Genomic DNA, 14,349 nt, shown 5'->3' with positions numbered 1-14,349 from the left:
CCGGTTAGTCGCTTGGTTTACCACTCGGCAATAGAGCCATCTTCATGGGTCCATACCGGGTTGCGCCAGCGATGGCCAACGTTGGCGCGCTCTTCAACGAAGGCTTCGTCAATCTCCACACCTAGCCCCGGCCCCTGAGGAATCGCACAGAAACCGTCTTCAATGCTGAGCGCCGATTTGTCGACCAGGTAGTCGAGAACATCGTTGCCCTGATTGTAGTGAATGCCCATGCTCTGCTCTTGAATAAAGGCATTGTGGCTGACAGCGTCCAACTGTAGCGACGCGGCCAGGGTCAGGGGGCCAAGTGGGCAGTGGGGCGCCAGGGCGACATCGTAGGCGGACGCCAAGGCGGCGATTTTAAGCCCCTCGCTGATGCCACCGCAGTGGGAGATATCCGGCTGAATAATGTCGATCATGCCGTCTTTAAGCAGGTCGCGGAATTCAAAGCGGGTATGCAGCCGTTCGCCGGTGGCGAGCGGGTACCCAAGGCCACCGGCAATGTCTTTCAGGCAGGGCAAGTGCTCGGGTGCAACCGGCTCCTCGACGAACATCGGGTGGTAGGGCTCCAGCTCGCGCAGCAGTGCTTTGGCCATGGGGCGGTGCACACGGCCATGAAAATCGATACCAATGCCCACATCCGGGCCGACCGCATTGCGCGCTTCGGCCACCCGGGCGACCGCTTCGTCTACCTTGCGGTGTGAGTCGACGATTTGCAGCTCGGGTGTGCCGTTCATCTTGAAGGCGGTAAAGCCCTTGTCAGCCAGTGCTTTGGCGCCTGCACCCACGTCGCTAGGACGGTCGCCGCCGGTCCAGGCGTACATGCGCATTTTATCGCGCACCGCGCCGCCCAGTAGCTGGTGCACGGGCACACCCAGATCGCGCCCTTTAAGATCCCACAGCGCCTGGTCGATACCCGCAATGGCGCTCATCAATATTGGCCCGCCGCGGTAAAACCCGGCGCGATACAGCGTGTTCCACAGGTGTTCGATACGGTGCGGGTCCTGGCCAACCAGGTAGTCAGAAAGCTCATGAACGGCAGCCTCGACAGTCGCCGCGCGGCCTTCGATGACCGGCTCGCCCCAGCCGTAGCAGCCTTCGTCGGTTTCGATCTTGAGAAACAGCCAGCGCGGGGGGACTTGCCAGGTTTTCAGTCGGGTAATTTTCATAGGGTCAGATCCTAGTCAGTGGTCGATGGCCGGTTAATTGACGATACCCAGATCGATCGCCGTGCGGCGAAGCACTTCCCGCGCGGCGAAAGACGCCGCCTCGGCATCCCGGCGCACAATGGCTTCAAGAACGCGGCGATGCCGTGACAGGCTGTCGTCGAAGGTGTCGGTGCGGTGCTGAGAGCCATGTACCAGGGCCATGATCGAAGGGCGCAACAGGTGTCCCATTTGCCGCCACACCAAATTGTGGCTGGCCTGGTAGGTGGCATCGTGAAACATGACGTCGTACTCGGCGTGCTGGGCGCGAGCGGCGGCTGACTGGGCAGTTTTCTGCATGCCTTCAAAGGCGGCTTCCAGCCGGGCGATATCGTCCGCATCGGCCGCTTCGGCGGCAAGGCCCGCCACGATGGGCTCGGCCGAAAAGCGAAACGCATAGATGGCGCGCGTGAGCTGCGGGTCGAGGTCGGTAAGCCCCGTCATCCATTCGCTCATCAGCGGATCCAGCAGGTGCCAGTCGCTCATTTCGCGGACTTGCGTGCCACGCCCGGCGGTGCGGTCTAAAAGCCCTGCGGAGGTCAAACGGGTCAGCGCATTGCGCACCTGATTACGGCTCACATCGAAGTGCGTGCCGATGTCCATTTCCTTGGGGAAGGCGTCACCCGGCTGCCAGTGGCCTGCCAGCAGGGCTTGGGCGAGTAAACGGGCTAATTGTTCAGCGCCACCCTGGTGGGCTGGTAGAGCGTCCAGCGGCATCGGTGATCTCTTATCTTTTATTGGATGTAATTTATTCTAGTAAATGTCTGACATTTAAACAAGTCGTGCCATGGCGTCTCTAACGGCCGATGAAGACGTCTCCAATCAAAAAAGCCCACACCAGCTTGCAACAGATGTGGGTCAATAATGGTTAGCCAGTCAAAGAAGTACCGTGGTTTAGCATTCAATTTTGGAAAGTAATCTGTCATTACCCCGTCATCTCTCCTCGATAACGTATCTGAAAAACCAATGGAGAACATGATGCGGAAAAAACTATTACTTACGAGCGTAGCGTGCATGGCGGTTTTAGCATCCTCTGCTCAGGCTCAGGCTCAGGCGCTAGGCGGATTGGCGTTTTCTGACACCACGCCCATTGCCCAAAACATGACCGCAACAGATGAGTTCACTATCGTGGGTGAAGAAGACTTGATGGCGATGAATGCCATCAATGCAGAGGGTTCGGTAAGAGCCATCGTTGAAATACCCGCGGGCACATCGGCGAAATGGGAAGTCAGTAAAGATGATCCCAAAGCGGTTTACTGGGAGTATAAAGACGGTGAACCGCGCGTCGTGAATTACCTAGGCTACCCCGGTAATTATGGCGCTATTCCAGGCACTGCTTTGCCAAAAGAGTTGGGGGGTGATGGTGACCCACTGGATGTGATTGTGCTGGGCCAAGCCGTTCCACGAGGTGAAATTGTCGACGTGAACGTTATTGGTGTTCTTAAAATGCTGGATGACGGAGAGCAAGACGACAAGCTCATTGCCGTTCTCGCTCAGGATTCACCTTTTGCAAATATTGAAAACATGACACAGTTGGACCGCGAGTATCCAGGTGTCAGTCAGATCATTGATTTGTGGTTTGCCAATTACAAAGGGCCTGACGGTGGTATGGAAGGGCTAGGGTTTGAAGATGCGGAATCGGCTAGATCGGTGTTAGAAGCCGCTGCGGAAAACTTTACAGCCACGCAATAACGACCACATCCCAGTCATCGGGAGTTGTGGCTTTCAGCTTATCATTGCGACTGCCTCACTCACATCGGTGACCGTCCAGCGGTCACCGAACTATATAGCTATTAACTGTTTCGAAGCGCTTCGATATCCGCATGGGTGGGGAGAGAGGCGTAAGCGCCTGGTCGGGTGACCGCATGGGCGCCACAGCGGCAGGCGAGGTCCACCGCGCGGGAGAGGAAGTCAATATCCTGGTGCCAGCCTTCCTCGATACCGTGCTTTGACAACTCGGCCAGCAGGCCGCCGATGAACGCATCGCCACCGGCGGTGGTGTCCACGGCGTCAACCCTGGGGGGCGCGATGGTCTGATCGAGACCCGCGCCCTTGAGGGCGACGCTATTGGGACCGTCGGTTACCAGCATGACTTTCACGCCCGCGGCAAGGCGCTCTGCTATCCAGGCGTCTTGGGGGTGATCGCCGCGCAGGTAATCAAGTTCGTCGAGCGATACCTTGACCAGCTCGGCGCTATCCAGCAGTTGCGTCACCAATCCCATATCCGCTTCGCCTTCTGGCCAGAGATTGTGGCGCAGGTTGGCATCAACGCTAACCAGGCAACCTGTGCGTTTCGCCATGGTCGCCATGGCCAGCGTCACGTCGGCGATTTCCGGGTCGGTCAGGCTATTGCTGCACAGGTGAAGAATCGCGGGGTTCTCGAAAACGCCCTGGGGGAGGTGTTCAAGACGGTAGAGCAGGTCGGCGGCAGGTGGGCGGTAAAAGTCAAAGGTACGCTCGCCGTCGCTGTCCCGGGAAACAAACGCCAGCGCCGTACGTGCTTCTTGGGTGAGTACCACGCCCTGGGTGTCCACGCCGTGGTGCTGTAACTCTCGGATGATGAAATGCCCAAAGGTATCTTCACCCACCATGCCCAGAAACTGGCTGGGGACGCCCAGCCTTGCGCAGGCAACCGCCACATTGGCGGGGGCGCCGCCAGCGTAAGGCGTGAAGGTTTCGGGGCCGGATGCGTCACCCAGGCGGCTTGAAAGCATGTCGACGAGGGCTTCGCCAAAGGCAATTATCGGCGTCATCATGGGATCCTTGTGATTATTGGTCAGATGGAGAGGAGATACACCTAAGCGACGCAGTGGCCGCGAGCAGCTTCGAGCAATGCGTACCAATCTTCTCTGGGCAGCGTGTCGGGGCCTTTGAGCATATCGGCAATGCGCTCGGATTTCACGCTACCGACCACCGGCACTGGCCGATGGGGCAGGCGACGCAGCCAGGCAAGCGCCAGAGCGCCTGGGGTGCTGGTGTGTTCCTCGGCGAGCCGCCCAAGCGTGTGATTGACTTCACCTTGCAGTAGCTTGCCGCCCGCGAGCGGCGACCAGGCCATCGGTGCGTGGCCGTCGGCACATAGGTCGTCGAAGCTGCCGTCGAATAGCGGCGTGCTATGGGCAATGGATAGCTCGATTTGATTGGCGCGCAAAGGCTGGTGCATGGCGTTTTGTAATCTGCGCCACTGACTGGGCAGGTGGTTGGAAACGCCAGCAGCGCCAATTTTGCCTGCTTCGATGGCCTTGTCCAGGGCGCGTCCGGTGGCTTCGGCATCCATTAACAGGTCGGGGCGGTGAATCAGAAAGTGATCGATACGCTCGACGCTCAAGCGGTCTAGCGCGTCGTCGATCGCCCGGTTTAGGTAGGCCGGGCTGGCGTTATAGTGCTTCACCTTGCCGTCCCCCGGGGTCGGGTTATCGTTGGCGATACTGGCTTTCGTTACCACGTGAAGCTGTTTGGCAAGCGCGGGGCGCGCGCGCAGTGCCTGACCAAACAGCGTCTCGCCAGCACCCTTGCCGTAGATATCGGCGTGGTCAAACCAGTGCAGGCCCTGCTCGAGTCGTGCCTCTATCCAGTCAGCCAGGTGGTTGGCCTGATGCATCTCGGCGGTTTCGTGGAGACGCATCATGCCAAGGACAAAGGGCACGTCGAAGGTTGGCGCGGGCATAGGGAGGTTCCTGTTGGTGGGCTTAAAACACTTCTTCGTTGTGCAACGCCTCAGCGGCACCCAGCAACCCTGTCCAAGGATGGGTGACCACCCAAACGGGGATGTCGGCGTTATAGGCGCCCATGCGGCCCTTGTTGACAAAGGCCTCGCGCAGTTGGCTTGTCGGCAGCCAGTCAAGAAGGCGTGGCAAGATTCCGCCGCATAGGTAAACGCCACCTCTGGCGCCCATGGTCAGCGTGGCATCGCCACATACATCGCCGAGGATTTTCAGGAACCGTAACAGCGTGGCGGTGGCGATCGAGTCGCCCTCGTTGGCTGCCTGGGTCACCTCCGCGGGGGAGGCGCAGCGGGGTGCCTGATCGTCGAGCGCGCAGTGGGCCTGATAGAGCTCGAGTAAGCCTTGGCCACACAGAATGCGCTCGACGCTAACACGTTGGTGGCGCTGTAAAAACACGTCAAGCAGCGCGCGCTCGGTGTCATCGGTGGGCGCGAAGGTGACGTGGCCACCCTCGGTAGGCAGCGGTATCCAGGCATGCTGGCCGGGGAAGACACCGGCTACGCCAAGCCCCGTGCCGGGGCCAATCACCAGGCGGGTGGAATGTGCCTGGCCGTCACCGGCCTGAACCGCGACGAGGTCATCGGCCGTCACGTGGGGCACGCCCAGGGCCTGAGCAGTAAAATCGTTGATAACCTTGAATAGCGACAGGTTCAGCGTTTCGCGAACCTCGCGCTTCATGAAGTCCCAGTGGTTGTTGGTCATCTTCACCCGCTCGGCGTGAACCGGGCAGGCAAACGCCAGGCATGCCTCGCGAGGGGCGTTGTTACCGGTCGCCCCCACTCGGGTCAGGTAGTCCTGAATCGCCTCAATAACGCCTGGGTAGTCGGCGCAGGGGAGGTTGATAATATCGTGCGGGGTGATGTCGCCTGGCGTCACCAGCGCCAGGCGTGCATTGGTCCCGCCGATATCGCCGATCAAGGCTGGTCGCATCAGGCGTCCTCTTCGAAGATCTGACCTTGCTGGCGGGCGAGATCGTCGGCTTCGAAGCCGCCAAAGACACCTGCGCCTTCCTCGCCGCGCATGGCCAAGTGGCGGAAGCCTGAAAACAACTCGCGACCCAGGCCAACGTGGTAGTGGTCAAGATTGCCGATGGCCAGTTCACGCTGCCCCCAGGTGACAGGGTCTACCTTGGCGTCGAGCGTGCCGGCGTTGGCATCCAGGCGGACGATGTCGCCATCGCGGAGTTTCGCCAGCGGGCCGCCGTCCAGGGCCTCCGGGCTCATGTGAATGGAAGCCGGTACCTTGCCCGATGCGCCCGACATGCGGCCGTCAGTCACCAGCGCCACTTTATAGCCACGATCCTGTAGCACACCCAAGAACGGCGTCAGTTTGTGCAGTTCCGGCATGCCGTTGGCTTTGGGGCCCTGGAAACGGACGACCACGATCACGTCGCGATCCAGGTCGCCGGATTCGAAGGCCGCTTTCATCTCGTTCTGGTCTTCGAAGATCTTCACCGGCGCTTCCACCACGCGGTGCTCTTCGGTAACCGCCGAGACCTTGATCACGCCCCGGCCCAGGTTGCCTTTCATCACCGTCAGGCCGCCGGTGGGCGCAAAGGGCGATGAAACCGGGCGTACAACGTCTTCGTCGAGGCTTTTTTCAGGACCTTCGTGCCAGACGACCTTGCCGTCTTCAAGGAAGGGCTCCTGGGTGTAGGCGGTCAGGTCGGTACCGAACACGGTGGGAATATCGCCATGGAGCAGGCCAGCGCCCAGCAGCTCGCGGAACAGGTAGCTCATGCCGCCTGCTGCCTGGAAGTGGTTGATGTCTGCCTGGCCGTTGGGATACACCTTCATCAGGCTGGGCGTGACCGCGGAAAGGTCGGTGAAATCGTCCCAGTTCAGGGTAATGCCTGCCGCTGCCGCCATGGCGATCAGGTGCATGGTATGGTTCGTGGAACCGCCGGAGGCGAGTAGCCCGACGACGGCATTGACGATAGCACGCTCGTCGATCTGCTTATAGAACGGGCGGTAGTCACCGCCAGGCTCGGTGTTGCGGATCGCCTGCTCGGTCGCGTAGCGGGTCAGGGCTTCGCGCATTTCGGTGCCAGGGTTGACGAACGAAGTGCCCGGCAGGTGCAGGCCCATCACTTCCATCATCAGCTGGTTGGAGTTGGCCGTGCCGTAGAAGGTGCAGGTGCCAGGGCTGTGATAAGACTCGGATTCCGCCTCCAGCAGCGCATCGCGACCCACCTTGCCTTCGGCGTAAAGCTGGCGAATGCGGGCTTTTTCCTTGTTGGGCAGGCCGCTGGGCATGGGGCCTGCCGGCACGAACATCGCGGGCAGGTGGCCGAAGCGTGCGGCACTGATAAACAGCCCGGGGATAATCTTGTCGCACACGCCCAGGTAAAGTGCCGCATCGAACATGTTATGGGAAAGGCCCACGGCGGCGGCCATGGCAATTACATCCCGTGAGAATAGCGACAGCTCCATCCCCGGCTGGCCCTGGGTCACGCCATCGCACATCGCCGGTACGCCACCGGCAAACTGGGCTGTGGACCCCATCGCGCTGGCTGCGGCTTTGATAGTGGCCGGGAAGGTTTCGAATGGCTGGTGGGCCGACAGCATGTCGTTGTAGGCCGAAATGATCCCCAGGTTGGCGCTATTCATCAGCTTGAGGGAATTTTTGTCCTGCGGGTTGCAGGCAGCAAAGCCGTGGGCCAGGTTACCGCAGGAGAGCTCGCCGCGATGCACGCCGCGCTTGTGCTGATCGGCCATGCGGCGCTCATAGAGGGCGCGCCGTTCGGCAGAACGCTCACGTATGCGTTGGGTAACCTCGGCAACGGTGGGATTTAAAGGGGCGTGTGTTGAGCTCGGCATAATTACCTCTGCATGGTAGAGACGGTGAGTCAAACCTGTAGTTATTTTACATTTTTTGGTGGCGATAGGAGAGACTTTACGGCAATAAAATTGCTATTTGTAGTTTTATTACCCTAATTGATGACAACTATCGCTCTGAACAACCGGGGCTAAAGAGGACTGGCTGATCGTGGCGGTCAGTGCCCGCTTGCCAAGTTTAAACCGCAAGTATAGCAGGCCTGCATTTGCTACCATTCCCCCTTCCTTTATGTTGAACGCTTTGGAGCCACCATGCCCCCCGATGTTGCCCCGTCGATGATCGCGCGTATCGTGCCGGTAGACGCTTGCGCAGGTGAACGTGCGCGTGCCTATCTTGATACGCTCACCAAACCGCCGGGCAGCCTTGGAAAGCTAGAAGCGCTCGCGGTTCAGCTAAGCAGCATTACCGGTGAGCTAATGCCCAGGGTAACGCCGCCCGGCGTGCTGGTGTTCGCCGCCGACCACGGTGTGGCGGCAGAAGGCGTGTCGGCGTTTCCCCAGGCCGTGACCGCCCAGATGGTCGCCAACTTCGCCAGCGGTGGGGCGGCAATTAATGTGTTTGCCCGGCAGATTGACGCCCATGTCGAGATCGTGGATGTGGGCGTGGCGTCTAACTTGACGATGCCTGGCGTGACCCACGCCAAGGTGCGTCAGGGTACGGCCAATATGGCACTCGAAAATGCCATGCAACCTGAGGAAGCCCAGGCGGCGATTGAGGTAGGCGTGGCCGCCGTGGAGCGGGCTCGGCAGGCAGGTGCTAAATGCCTCATCGTCGGCGAAATGGGGATTGCCAATACCACCGCCAGTAGCGCCATGCTGGCGGTGTTGGCCGGCACCCCGGTGGCCCAGGCAGTCGGTGCCGGGACGGGTATCAATAGCGTCCAGCAAGCGCATAAGGTGGCGGTAATCGAACGCGCCATTCAGGCACGCCAGGCCGACCCCGATGACCCTTTAGACGTACTTGCGAAACTCGGCGGGCTGGAAATTGCTGCCATGGTGGGTGCTTATTTAGCCGCAGCGGTTCACCGGCTGCCCGCCGTTGTGGATGGCTTTATCGCCACGGTGGCAGCGCTTGTGGCGTGCCGCCTATGCCCGGCGGTGCGAGGTTATCTGGTGTTTGGCCACCGCTCGGAAGAGCCCGGCCACGCCACGGCCCTGGAGGCACTTGACGCCCAACCGCTGCTGGCGCTGGGCATGCGGCTGGGTGAAGGCAGTGGCGCGGCGCTGGCATTCCCGCTGCTCCAGGCGGCTGCCGGAATGCTCAATGAGATGGCGACCTTCGCCGATGCAGGCGTTAGCGACAACAACTCCCAATGATGCCGTTCAGCGACTATTTTCCGGCCATGCTGGTTTGGGTGACCGTGGCGATCGTAATTGACCTGATCGTCGGTGATCCGCGATCGCTGCCGCACCCCGTGGTGATCATCGGCCGAGCCATCAGTGCGCTGGAAAAACGTTGGAACCAGGGCGCCGCCAAGCGTCGATGGCGGTTGGGGTTTTTACTCACCGCCGTTATCGTGCTGGGGACCTTTGGCGTTGCGTGGCTGGTGCTGGCACTGTTGAGCGCGCTGCACCCATGGCTTGGCGTTGTCGCCGAGATAGGGCTGTTAGCCACGACGCTGGCGATTAAAGGGCTGGCGGAGGCAGGGCGTGCCATTGCCGTTCCGCTTGCCAAAGGCGATTTGCCTGCTGCTCGGCAAGCGCTGGCCATGATAGTGGGGCGCGATACTCAGGGCCTGGATGAAGCCGGGATCACCCGCGGGGCGGTGGAAACCGTGGCGGAAAATACCGTCGATGGCATTACCGCACCGCTGTTTTTTGCCCTGATCGGCGGTGCCCCCCTGGCGCTGGCGTACAAGGCGGTGAATACTCTGGATTCGATGGTCGGTTACCGCAACGCACGCTATAACGAGTTTGGCTACGCCTCGGCCAAGCTGGATGACGTGGCCAACTGGCTGCCAGCACGCTTGACGGCCTTGTGTCTGTGGCTTGCAGGGCTGTTGCTCAGCGTTTCAGGCGTTTCAGGCGTTTCAGGCGTTTCAGGCGTTTTACGGTTGCGCTGGCGGGGCGCGTTGCGTGACACCTGCCGCGAGGCGCCCCGCCACCCAAGCCCCAACGCCGGCTGGCCGGAAGCCATGGTGGCATGTTTGCTCGGCGTTCAGTTAGGGGGCACTAATTTCTATCAGGGTGTTGCCTCTCATCGTGCGACGCTGGGCGAGCCGTTGGAGGCGCTGCACGTCGCCCATATCGACGCAACGATTCGCTTGATGCACGGTGGCTGGATGCTGTTTATGTGGCTGTCAGCTGTCTTGATGGTTGGGCTGAGTTTGATTCTTCCGAGGCTTTTATGAGCATACCCGAATGGCCCAGCCACGGCGGGCAGTCCGAGGCGTTATTAGCACACTTCGGCTTGCCACCAGGGCACCGGCTGTACGACTTTAGCGCCAATCTGAATCCCTTGGGGCCTCCCGCCTGGGTACGCGACTGTTTGACACAACAGCTGGCTGGCCTTGAGCACTACCCGGCGCCGGACTATTCCGCTGCCCGTGATGCCATCGCCAGCCATCACCAGCTTCAGCCCGAACAGGTGCTGCTGACCAACGGTGGCGCTGAGGCGATTTTTCTTGCCGCCGCGCTACACGCTTGGCAGCGGGCGGCGATTATGACGCCAAGCTTTGGCGAGTACGCCCGAGCGTGTTGCGCCCATCGGCTTTCAGTCACTGAGATCGTACTACCCGCACCGCACTTTGCCCTGGATCTTGATGCGCTGTTGGCAGCACTTAATGGTATCGATGTGCTGTTTCTATGTCGGCCCAATAACCCCACGGCGACGCTTATCGATACATCAGTCATGGAGACATTGCTGGATTACACGGCTTGGACGGGCTGCCGAGTGGTGGTGGACGAGGCCTTTGTGGATATGGTCGGCGATACGCATGATGCAGTGTCGCTGGTACCGCTGCTGGATCGCTACCCGCATCTGATGCTGCTGCGCTCAATGACCAAGTTTTATACGCTGCCAGGGCTACGGCTAGGCTATATGCTGGCGGATACGGCCACGATTCAAGCAGCACAGACCCACCAGCCGCCCTGGAGCGTGAATCACCTGGCAGCGGAGCTGGTAGCGCCGTTGCTGGCGGACGGCGCCTTCACCCGGCGCACCCAACGCTGGTTAGCCAGCGAGCGTCCATGTATGACCCAAGCGCTTAGCGAGCTGGGGCTGGACGTGGTACCCAGCCAGGCCTGCTTTTTCCTTACCCGCCCGGGTACCGAGCAGCGCGCCGCAGGCATCTCCAGCGATGTGCTATTTGAGCGACTGCTACACGAAGGCATGCTGGTGCGCCATACCCACAATTTTGCCGGGCTCGATGGCGACTGGCTCCGTGTGGCCCTGCGCGACAAGCCTGACAATCAGCGGTTATTGAATGTATTAAAAAAGGTACTGCATGATTGTCTTCGTTAGCGGCGGGGCGCGTTCCGGCAAAAGCGACATCGCCGAGCAGCGGGTGCTGGACGTGGCAGCCAGTTCAACCTGTTACTATCTAGCTACCGCAGACGTATATGACGACGAGATGGCCGCGCGTGTTGCTCGTCATCGGCAATCCAGGGGCGCGCAGTGGCTGACGTTGGAAGCGCCGTTGGCCATTGATCGAGCACTGCAAAAAGTGCCTGATGGCAGCAGCGTGCTTTTGGACTGCCTGACCCTCTGGGCCAGTCAGGTACTGTATGCCAGTGAGCTTAGCGAAGACGAAGGCTTGGCGTTACTGGCAGACGCCCTCGCAGATGCCCAGGCGCGCCGCGTGCATCTAGTGATTGTCTCTAACGATATCAACGAAACGTTACCGCCCAGCGATGTCGAGACCTGGCGCTACCTGGCCTTTCTTCAGCGTGCCCACCGCAGCGTGGCGGCAGAGGCGGGTTCGGTGCTGGAAGTGGTCGCGGGCTGTGCCATCGAGTGGAAAAACGACGGGAAGTTGATGTGAAAGAAAGTACTGTAAAAGAACACGCGGTGAAAAACGTTCTGTTCGGTCTCTTGCTCGCACTGCAGTTTTTGACCCGAATCCCGATCCCTGTCGCTTGCCCCTGGACGCCTGCAACCCGGCGCTGGGCGGTGCGTGCCTATCCTCTGGTCGGCTTGCTCATCGGCAGCGTGTTGGTGCTGGTGGCATTCGCCATGCAAAACGTCCCCACGCCTATGACCGCGCTGGCGCTGCTTAGCCTTTGGGTCGCGCTTTCCGGTGGGCTGCACCTGGATGGCGTCATGGACATCGCCGATGCGCTGGGCAGCAATCAACCCTTGGAACGCCGCTGGGCAATCATGAAGGACCCGCAAATCGGCAGTTTCGGCATGCTGGCGCTGGTGTTTCTACTTGCCTGGAAGGGCGTTCTACTGTGGGCATTACTTACCTATCAAGCGCCGCTCTGGTGGCTGCTGGTGGTGCCCGCGCTCGGGCGCTGGGCAGGTGTGGCATTGCTGGTGCTGACCCCTTGCGCCCAGCCTAAGGGCTTGGCCTGGAGCTGGCAGCAGTCGCTTAGCGGCCAGGATGTGGCGCTGGCGCTGGTACCGCTGGCGGTGATAGCCCTGCTGGCACCCACACTGGTGGTGATGCTGCTGACGGCCTGCGTTTTTGTGGGACTTATGCGCTGGCTTATGCAGCGCCTGTTTAATGGCATCAACGGTGACATGGTCGGTGCCACCATCGAAGGAGGAGAGCTTTGGTTACTGATCTTAGTGTGGAGCTGGTGGCAGTTCGCCACGGTATCACCGCCTGGAATCTAGAGCGCCGTTACCAGGGCCAGCGCGATATTGCGCTGCTGTTTCCTGAGGCTGAAGAGGGCTTGATCGCACTGCGCGACGCAATGGTGGATGAGCGTTTTGATGCCATTTACTCAAGCGACTTGAACCGCTGCCAACAGACGCTTGAGTGGATCCAGGCGGCAAAAGAGGGCGTGCCGGTTGCGCTGGAGCCGCGTCTGCGCGAACTCGATTTTGGCGACTATGAAGGCAAGGTCTACGACGAACTAAAAGATTTGCCCCATTACCGCGCCTGGATCGACAGCGTCGGCGAGCTGCAAATCCCTGGCGGTGAATCCGCCGCCCAACTGCGCACACGCCTGGAGGCCTGGTTGCATGATGTCGCCGTGAATGCCCGGCAGGGCGGCCAGCGAAAGATTCTAGCGGTCACTCATGGTGGTGTGATTCGCGAACTGCGCCGTCGTTTTGAAACCCTTCACTTCTGGGATGGCTCAGTGAGTCAGGCCCAGGGCAGGCGCTGGACACTCACTTATCAAACCGATGCGAATGGCAAAGGAGATTGGCAATGCAGCTCTTCATCGGCGGTGCCTGCGCTGGTAAACGCGACGCCGTAACGGCTCGCTTTCCCGACGCCGTATGGCATCGCCTCGCACCGGGAAAGCGGCTGGAAGAGTGCCAGCAAGCCCTGGTTGCCGACACCCCGCTGGTGATAACCGGTGTGCTCGAGTGGCTCGAAGCCGCTTTAGCAAACGCGGAAAACGATGCACTGCGCCAACAGTGGCAGGGCGATATGACACGGCTCTGCCAGCGTGCTGGCGAGCTAAAGGCGCCGCTGATCATTATTGCCAATGACGTTGGCCGGGGTATTGTGCCCATGCAACCCAAGCAGCGCCGCCTGCGCGACCTCAATGGCTGGTTCACTCAAGACGCCACCGCCCAGGCAGACAAGGTTTGGTACGTACGGCATGGATTGGTGCAGTTGATCAAGTAGTTATCCCGGCTTTTATCACGCTAATTCGGGCGAATTCTTGCCCATTTTGTAAGCTATTTCTTACACGGTGTAAGAGATCGCTGTGACGTGCCCTGCAAGGGTTGCGCTTCGCTTCCGGCTCGCTATTCTGACCGTTTTCATTAGCGATTGATGGTCCAGGGAGCGGCATTATGTCGGAAAGGACGGGGGCGAACAAAACAGGCCTGCAATTCACCCTAGCGCTACCGGGGGTGGATGATATCGCGGTGATCGACTTCACCCATCGCGAAGCACTCTCCCAGCCTTTCGAGCTGGCGCTCAACCTGGCCAGCCGCGACGGCAGCCTGGATGCCGCCGACCTCCTGGATCGTGAAGCCACCCTGACTATCTGGCAGGACGGCGAACCGCTACGCCGGGTGCACGGTATCGTCAGCGAATTTGGCCGCGGCGACCGCGGCCACCGGCGTACCTTCTACTCCCTGGTACTGCGCCCGGCGCTCTGGCGGCTCTCGCTGCGCCAGAACTCGCGCATCTTTCAGAAGGTCGACCCGCTCACCATTATCAATACCCTATGCGATGAGCGAGGCATCCGGGATGTAGCCTTTGCGGTCACTCGCGAGCTCCCCGAGCGCGAGTACTGCGTGCAGTACCGCGAGACCGACCTTGCCTTTATCGAGCGCCTGGCCGCCGAAGAAGGGCTGTTTTACTTTCATGAGTTCGAGGAGAGTGCCAACGGCGCCCATCGGCTGGTGTTTGCCGATGATCCGCAGGTACTGACCCATCTCGGCGAGCGCACGTACCACAGCCGTGCCGGGGGCACTGCGCCCACGCGCCATGTACGCAAGCTTAGCCACACCGC

Annotated in this window: 15 protein-coding genes; 9 read left to right on the top strand and 6 right to left on the bottom strand. The window is 60.4% G+C overall.

Annotated elements, in window-relative coordinates; translation table 11 throughout:
- Positions 1 to 17 precede the first annotated feature (17 nt).
- Both dgoD and R3F64_RS17145 read right to left on the bottom strand, forming a co-directional pair.
- Positions 18 to 1,166 carry a galactonate dehydratase gene (dgoD, locus tag R3F64_RS17150; RefSeq protein WP_085919872.1) on the bottom strand — a complete coding sequence of 383 codons (1,149 nt, stop codon included), beginning with the start codon at positions 1,164 to 1,166 and terminating at the stop codon, positions 18 to 20.
- Positions 1,167 to 1,199: 33 nt separating this feature from the next.
- Positions 1,200 to 1,919 carry a FadR/GntR family transcriptional regulator gene (locus R3F64_RS17145; protein ID WP_332612748.1) on the bottom strand — a complete coding sequence of 240 codons (720 nt, stop codon included), beginning with the start codon at positions 1,917 to 1,919 and terminating at the stop codon, positions 1,200 to 1,202.
- A gap of 261 nt (positions 1,920 to 2,180) precedes the next feature.
- Between R3F64_RS17145 and R3F64_RS17140 the strand changes: the two genes are divergently transcribed.
- Positions 2,181 to 2,894 carry an inorganic diphosphatase gene (locus R3F64_RS17140; protein WP_332612746.1) on the top strand — a complete coding sequence of 238 codons (714 nt, stop codon included), beginning with the start codon at positions 2,181 to 2,183 and terminating at the stop codon, positions 2,892 to 2,894.
- A 101-nt stretch (positions 2,895 to 2,995) separates the two neighbouring features.
- On the opposite strand, the gene R3F64_RS17135 is transcribed toward R3F64_RS17140, so the two are convergent.
- From R3F64_RS17135 to edd, 4 genes are read right to left on the bottom strand one after another with little or no spacing between them, the layout of a single operon-like run.
- Positions 2,996 to 3,955 (bottom strand): carbohydrate kinase family protein, encoded by a 960-nt coding sequence (locus tag R3F64_RS17135; protein WP_332612744.1) that lies wholly within the window; start codon positions 3,953 to 3,955, stop codon positions 2,996 to 2,998.
- Between the two features lie 44 nt (positions 3,956 to 3,999).
- Positions 4,000 to 4,869 carry an aldo/keto reductase gene (locus R3F64_RS17130; protein WP_085919869.1) on the bottom strand — a complete coding sequence of 290 codons (870 nt, stop codon included), beginning with the start codon at positions 4,867 to 4,869 and terminating at the stop codon, positions 4,000 to 4,002.
- Between the two features lie 22 nt (positions 4,870 to 4,891).
- The gene (gene glk / locus R3F64_RS17125; protein WP_199285147.1) at positions 4,892 to 5,857 is read right to left on the bottom strand and encodes a glucokinase; all 966 of its coding nucleotides are present in this window, start codon (positions 5,855 to 5,857) and stop codon (positions 4,892 to 4,894) included.
- Positions 5,857 to 7,746 carry a phosphogluconate dehydratase gene (edd, locus tag R3F64_RS17120; protein ID WP_199285148.1) on the bottom strand — a complete coding sequence of 630 codons (1,890 nt, stop codon included), beginning with the start codon at positions 7,744 to 7,746 and terminating at the stop codon, positions 5,857 to 5,859. Before edd ends, glk begins: the two co-directional genes overlap by 1 nt.
- A gap of 270 nt (positions 7,747 to 8,016) precedes the next feature.
- On the opposite strand from edd, the gene cobT reads away from it, so the two are divergent.
- From cobT to tssI, 8 genes are all read left to right on the top strand, one after another.
- On the top strand, positions 8,017 to 9,081 hold the full coding sequence (gene cobT / locus R3F64_RS17115) for a nicotinate-nucleotide--dimethylbenzimidazole phosphoribosyltransferase (protein WP_199285149.1): 1,065 nt from the start codon (positions 8,017 to 8,019) through the stop codon (positions 9,079 to 9,081).
- Complete coding sequence (cbiB, locus tag R3F64_RS17110) at positions 9,078 to 10,115, top strand: adenosylcobinamide-phosphate synthase CbiB (RefSeq protein ID WP_085919865.1); 1,038 nt, start codon at positions 9,078 to 9,080, stop codon at positions 10,113 to 10,115. Before cobT ends, cbiB begins: the two co-directional genes overlap by 4 nt.
- A complete protein-coding gene (cobD, locus tag R3F64_RS17105; RefSeq protein ID WP_199285150.1) occupies positions 10,112 to 11,227 on the top strand; it encodes a threonine-phosphate decarboxylase CobD in 1,116 nt (371 codons plus the stop codon). The genes cbiB and cobD overlap by 4 nt, the downstream gene beginning before the upstream one ends.
- Positions 11,211 to 11,747 carry a bifunctional adenosylcobinamide kinase/adenosylcobinamide-phosphate guanylyltransferase gene (locus R3F64_RS17100; protein ID WP_199285151.1) on the top strand — a complete coding sequence of 179 codons (537 nt, stop codon included), beginning with the start codon at positions 11,211 to 11,213 and terminating at the stop codon, positions 11,745 to 11,747. The genes cobD and R3F64_RS17100 overlap by 17 nt, the downstream gene beginning before the upstream one ends.
- A 26-nt stretch (positions 11,748 to 11,773) precedes the next feature.
- A complete protein-coding gene (gene cobS, locus R3F64_RS17095; RefSeq protein ID WP_199285433.1) occupies positions 11,774 to 12,544 on the top strand; it encodes an adenosylcobinamide-GDP ribazoletransferase in 771 nt (256 codons plus the stop codon).
- Positions 12,481 to 13,134, top strand: a complete 654-nt coding sequence (locus R3F64_RS17090) for a histidine phosphatase family protein (protein WP_085919862.1) — start codon at positions 12,481 to 12,483, stop codon at positions 13,132 to 13,134. Before cobS ends, R3F64_RS17090 begins: the two co-directional genes overlap by 64 nt.
- Entirely contained in the window at positions 13,086 to 13,511 is a 426-nt protein-coding gene (locus R3F64_RS17085; RefSeq protein ID WP_085919861.1) for a bifunctional adenosylcobinamide kinase/adenosylcobinamide-phosphate guanylyltransferase, read from the top strand. Before R3F64_RS17090 ends, R3F64_RS17085 begins: the two co-directional genes overlap by 49 nt.
- Before the next feature lie 170 nt (positions 13,512 to 13,681).
- On the top strand, positions 13,682 to 14,349 hold a 668-nt coding region (gene tssI / locus R3F64_RS17080; protein WP_332612738.1), incomplete at its 3' end, for a type VI secretion system tip protein TssI/VgrG.

Origin of the sequence: Halomonas sp. 5021 (assembly GCF_036663435.1) — a bacterium.
Lineage (GTDB): Bacteria > Pseudomonadota > Gammaproteobacteria > Pseudomonadales > Halomonadaceae > Vreelandella > Vreelandella janggokensis.
The sequence above is the reverse complement of the archived record's forward strand: the minus strand, read 5'-3'. Positions and strand labels throughout refer to the sequence as shown.

What these genes read in the sequence shown, in the direction of transcription:
- R3F64_RS17085 (WP_085919861.1), top strand. Translation starts at nt 13,086, where the DNA reads ATGCAGCTCTTCATCGGCGGTGCCTGCGCTGGTAAACGCGACGCCGTA.
- R3F64_RS17100 (WP_199285151.1), top strand. Translation starts at nt 11,211, where the DNA reads ATGATTGTCTTCGTTAGCGGCGGGGCGCGTTCCGGCAAAAGCGACATC.
- glk (WP_199285147.1), bottom strand. Translation starts at nt 5,857, where the DNA reads ATGCGACCAGCCTTGATCGGCGATATCGGCGGGACCAATGCACGCCTG.
- R3F64_RS17140 (WP_332612746.1), top strand. Translation starts at nt 2,181, where the DNA reads ATGCGGAAAAAACTATTACTTACGAGCGTAGCGTGCATGGCGGTTTTA.
- cobD (WP_199285150.1), top strand. Translation starts at nt 10,112, where the DNA reads ATGAGCATACCCGAATGGCCCAGCCACGGCGGGCAGTCCGAGGCGTTA.
- R3F64_RS17130 (WP_085919869.1), bottom strand. Translation starts at nt 4,869, where the DNA reads ATGCCCGCGCCAACCTTCGACGTGCCCTTTGTCCTTGGCATGATGCGT.
- edd (WP_199285148.1), bottom strand. Translation starts at nt 7,746, where the DNA reads ATGCCGAGCTCAACACACGCCCCTTTAAATCCCACCGTTGCCGAGGTT.
- R3F64_RS17145 (WP_332612748.1), bottom strand. Translation starts at nt 1,919, where the DNA reads ATGCCGCTGGACGCTCTACCAGCCCACCAGGGTGGCGCTGAACAATTA.
- R3F64_RS17135 (WP_332612744.1), bottom strand. Translation starts at nt 3,955, where the DNA reads ATGACGCCGATAATTGCCTTTGGCGAAGCCCTCGTCGACATGCTTTCA.
- dgoD (WP_085919872.1), bottom strand. Translation starts at nt 1,166, where the DNA reads ATGAAAATTACCCGACTGAAAACCTGGCAAGTCCCCCCGCGCTGGCTG.
- cobT (WP_199285149.1), top strand. Translation starts at nt 8,017, where the DNA reads ATGCCCCCCGATGTTGCCCCGTCGATGATCGCGCGTATCGTGCCGGTA.
- cbiB (WP_085919865.1), top strand. Translation starts at nt 9,078, where the DNA reads ATGATGCCGTTCAGCGACTATTTTCCGGCCATGCTGGTTTGGGTGACC.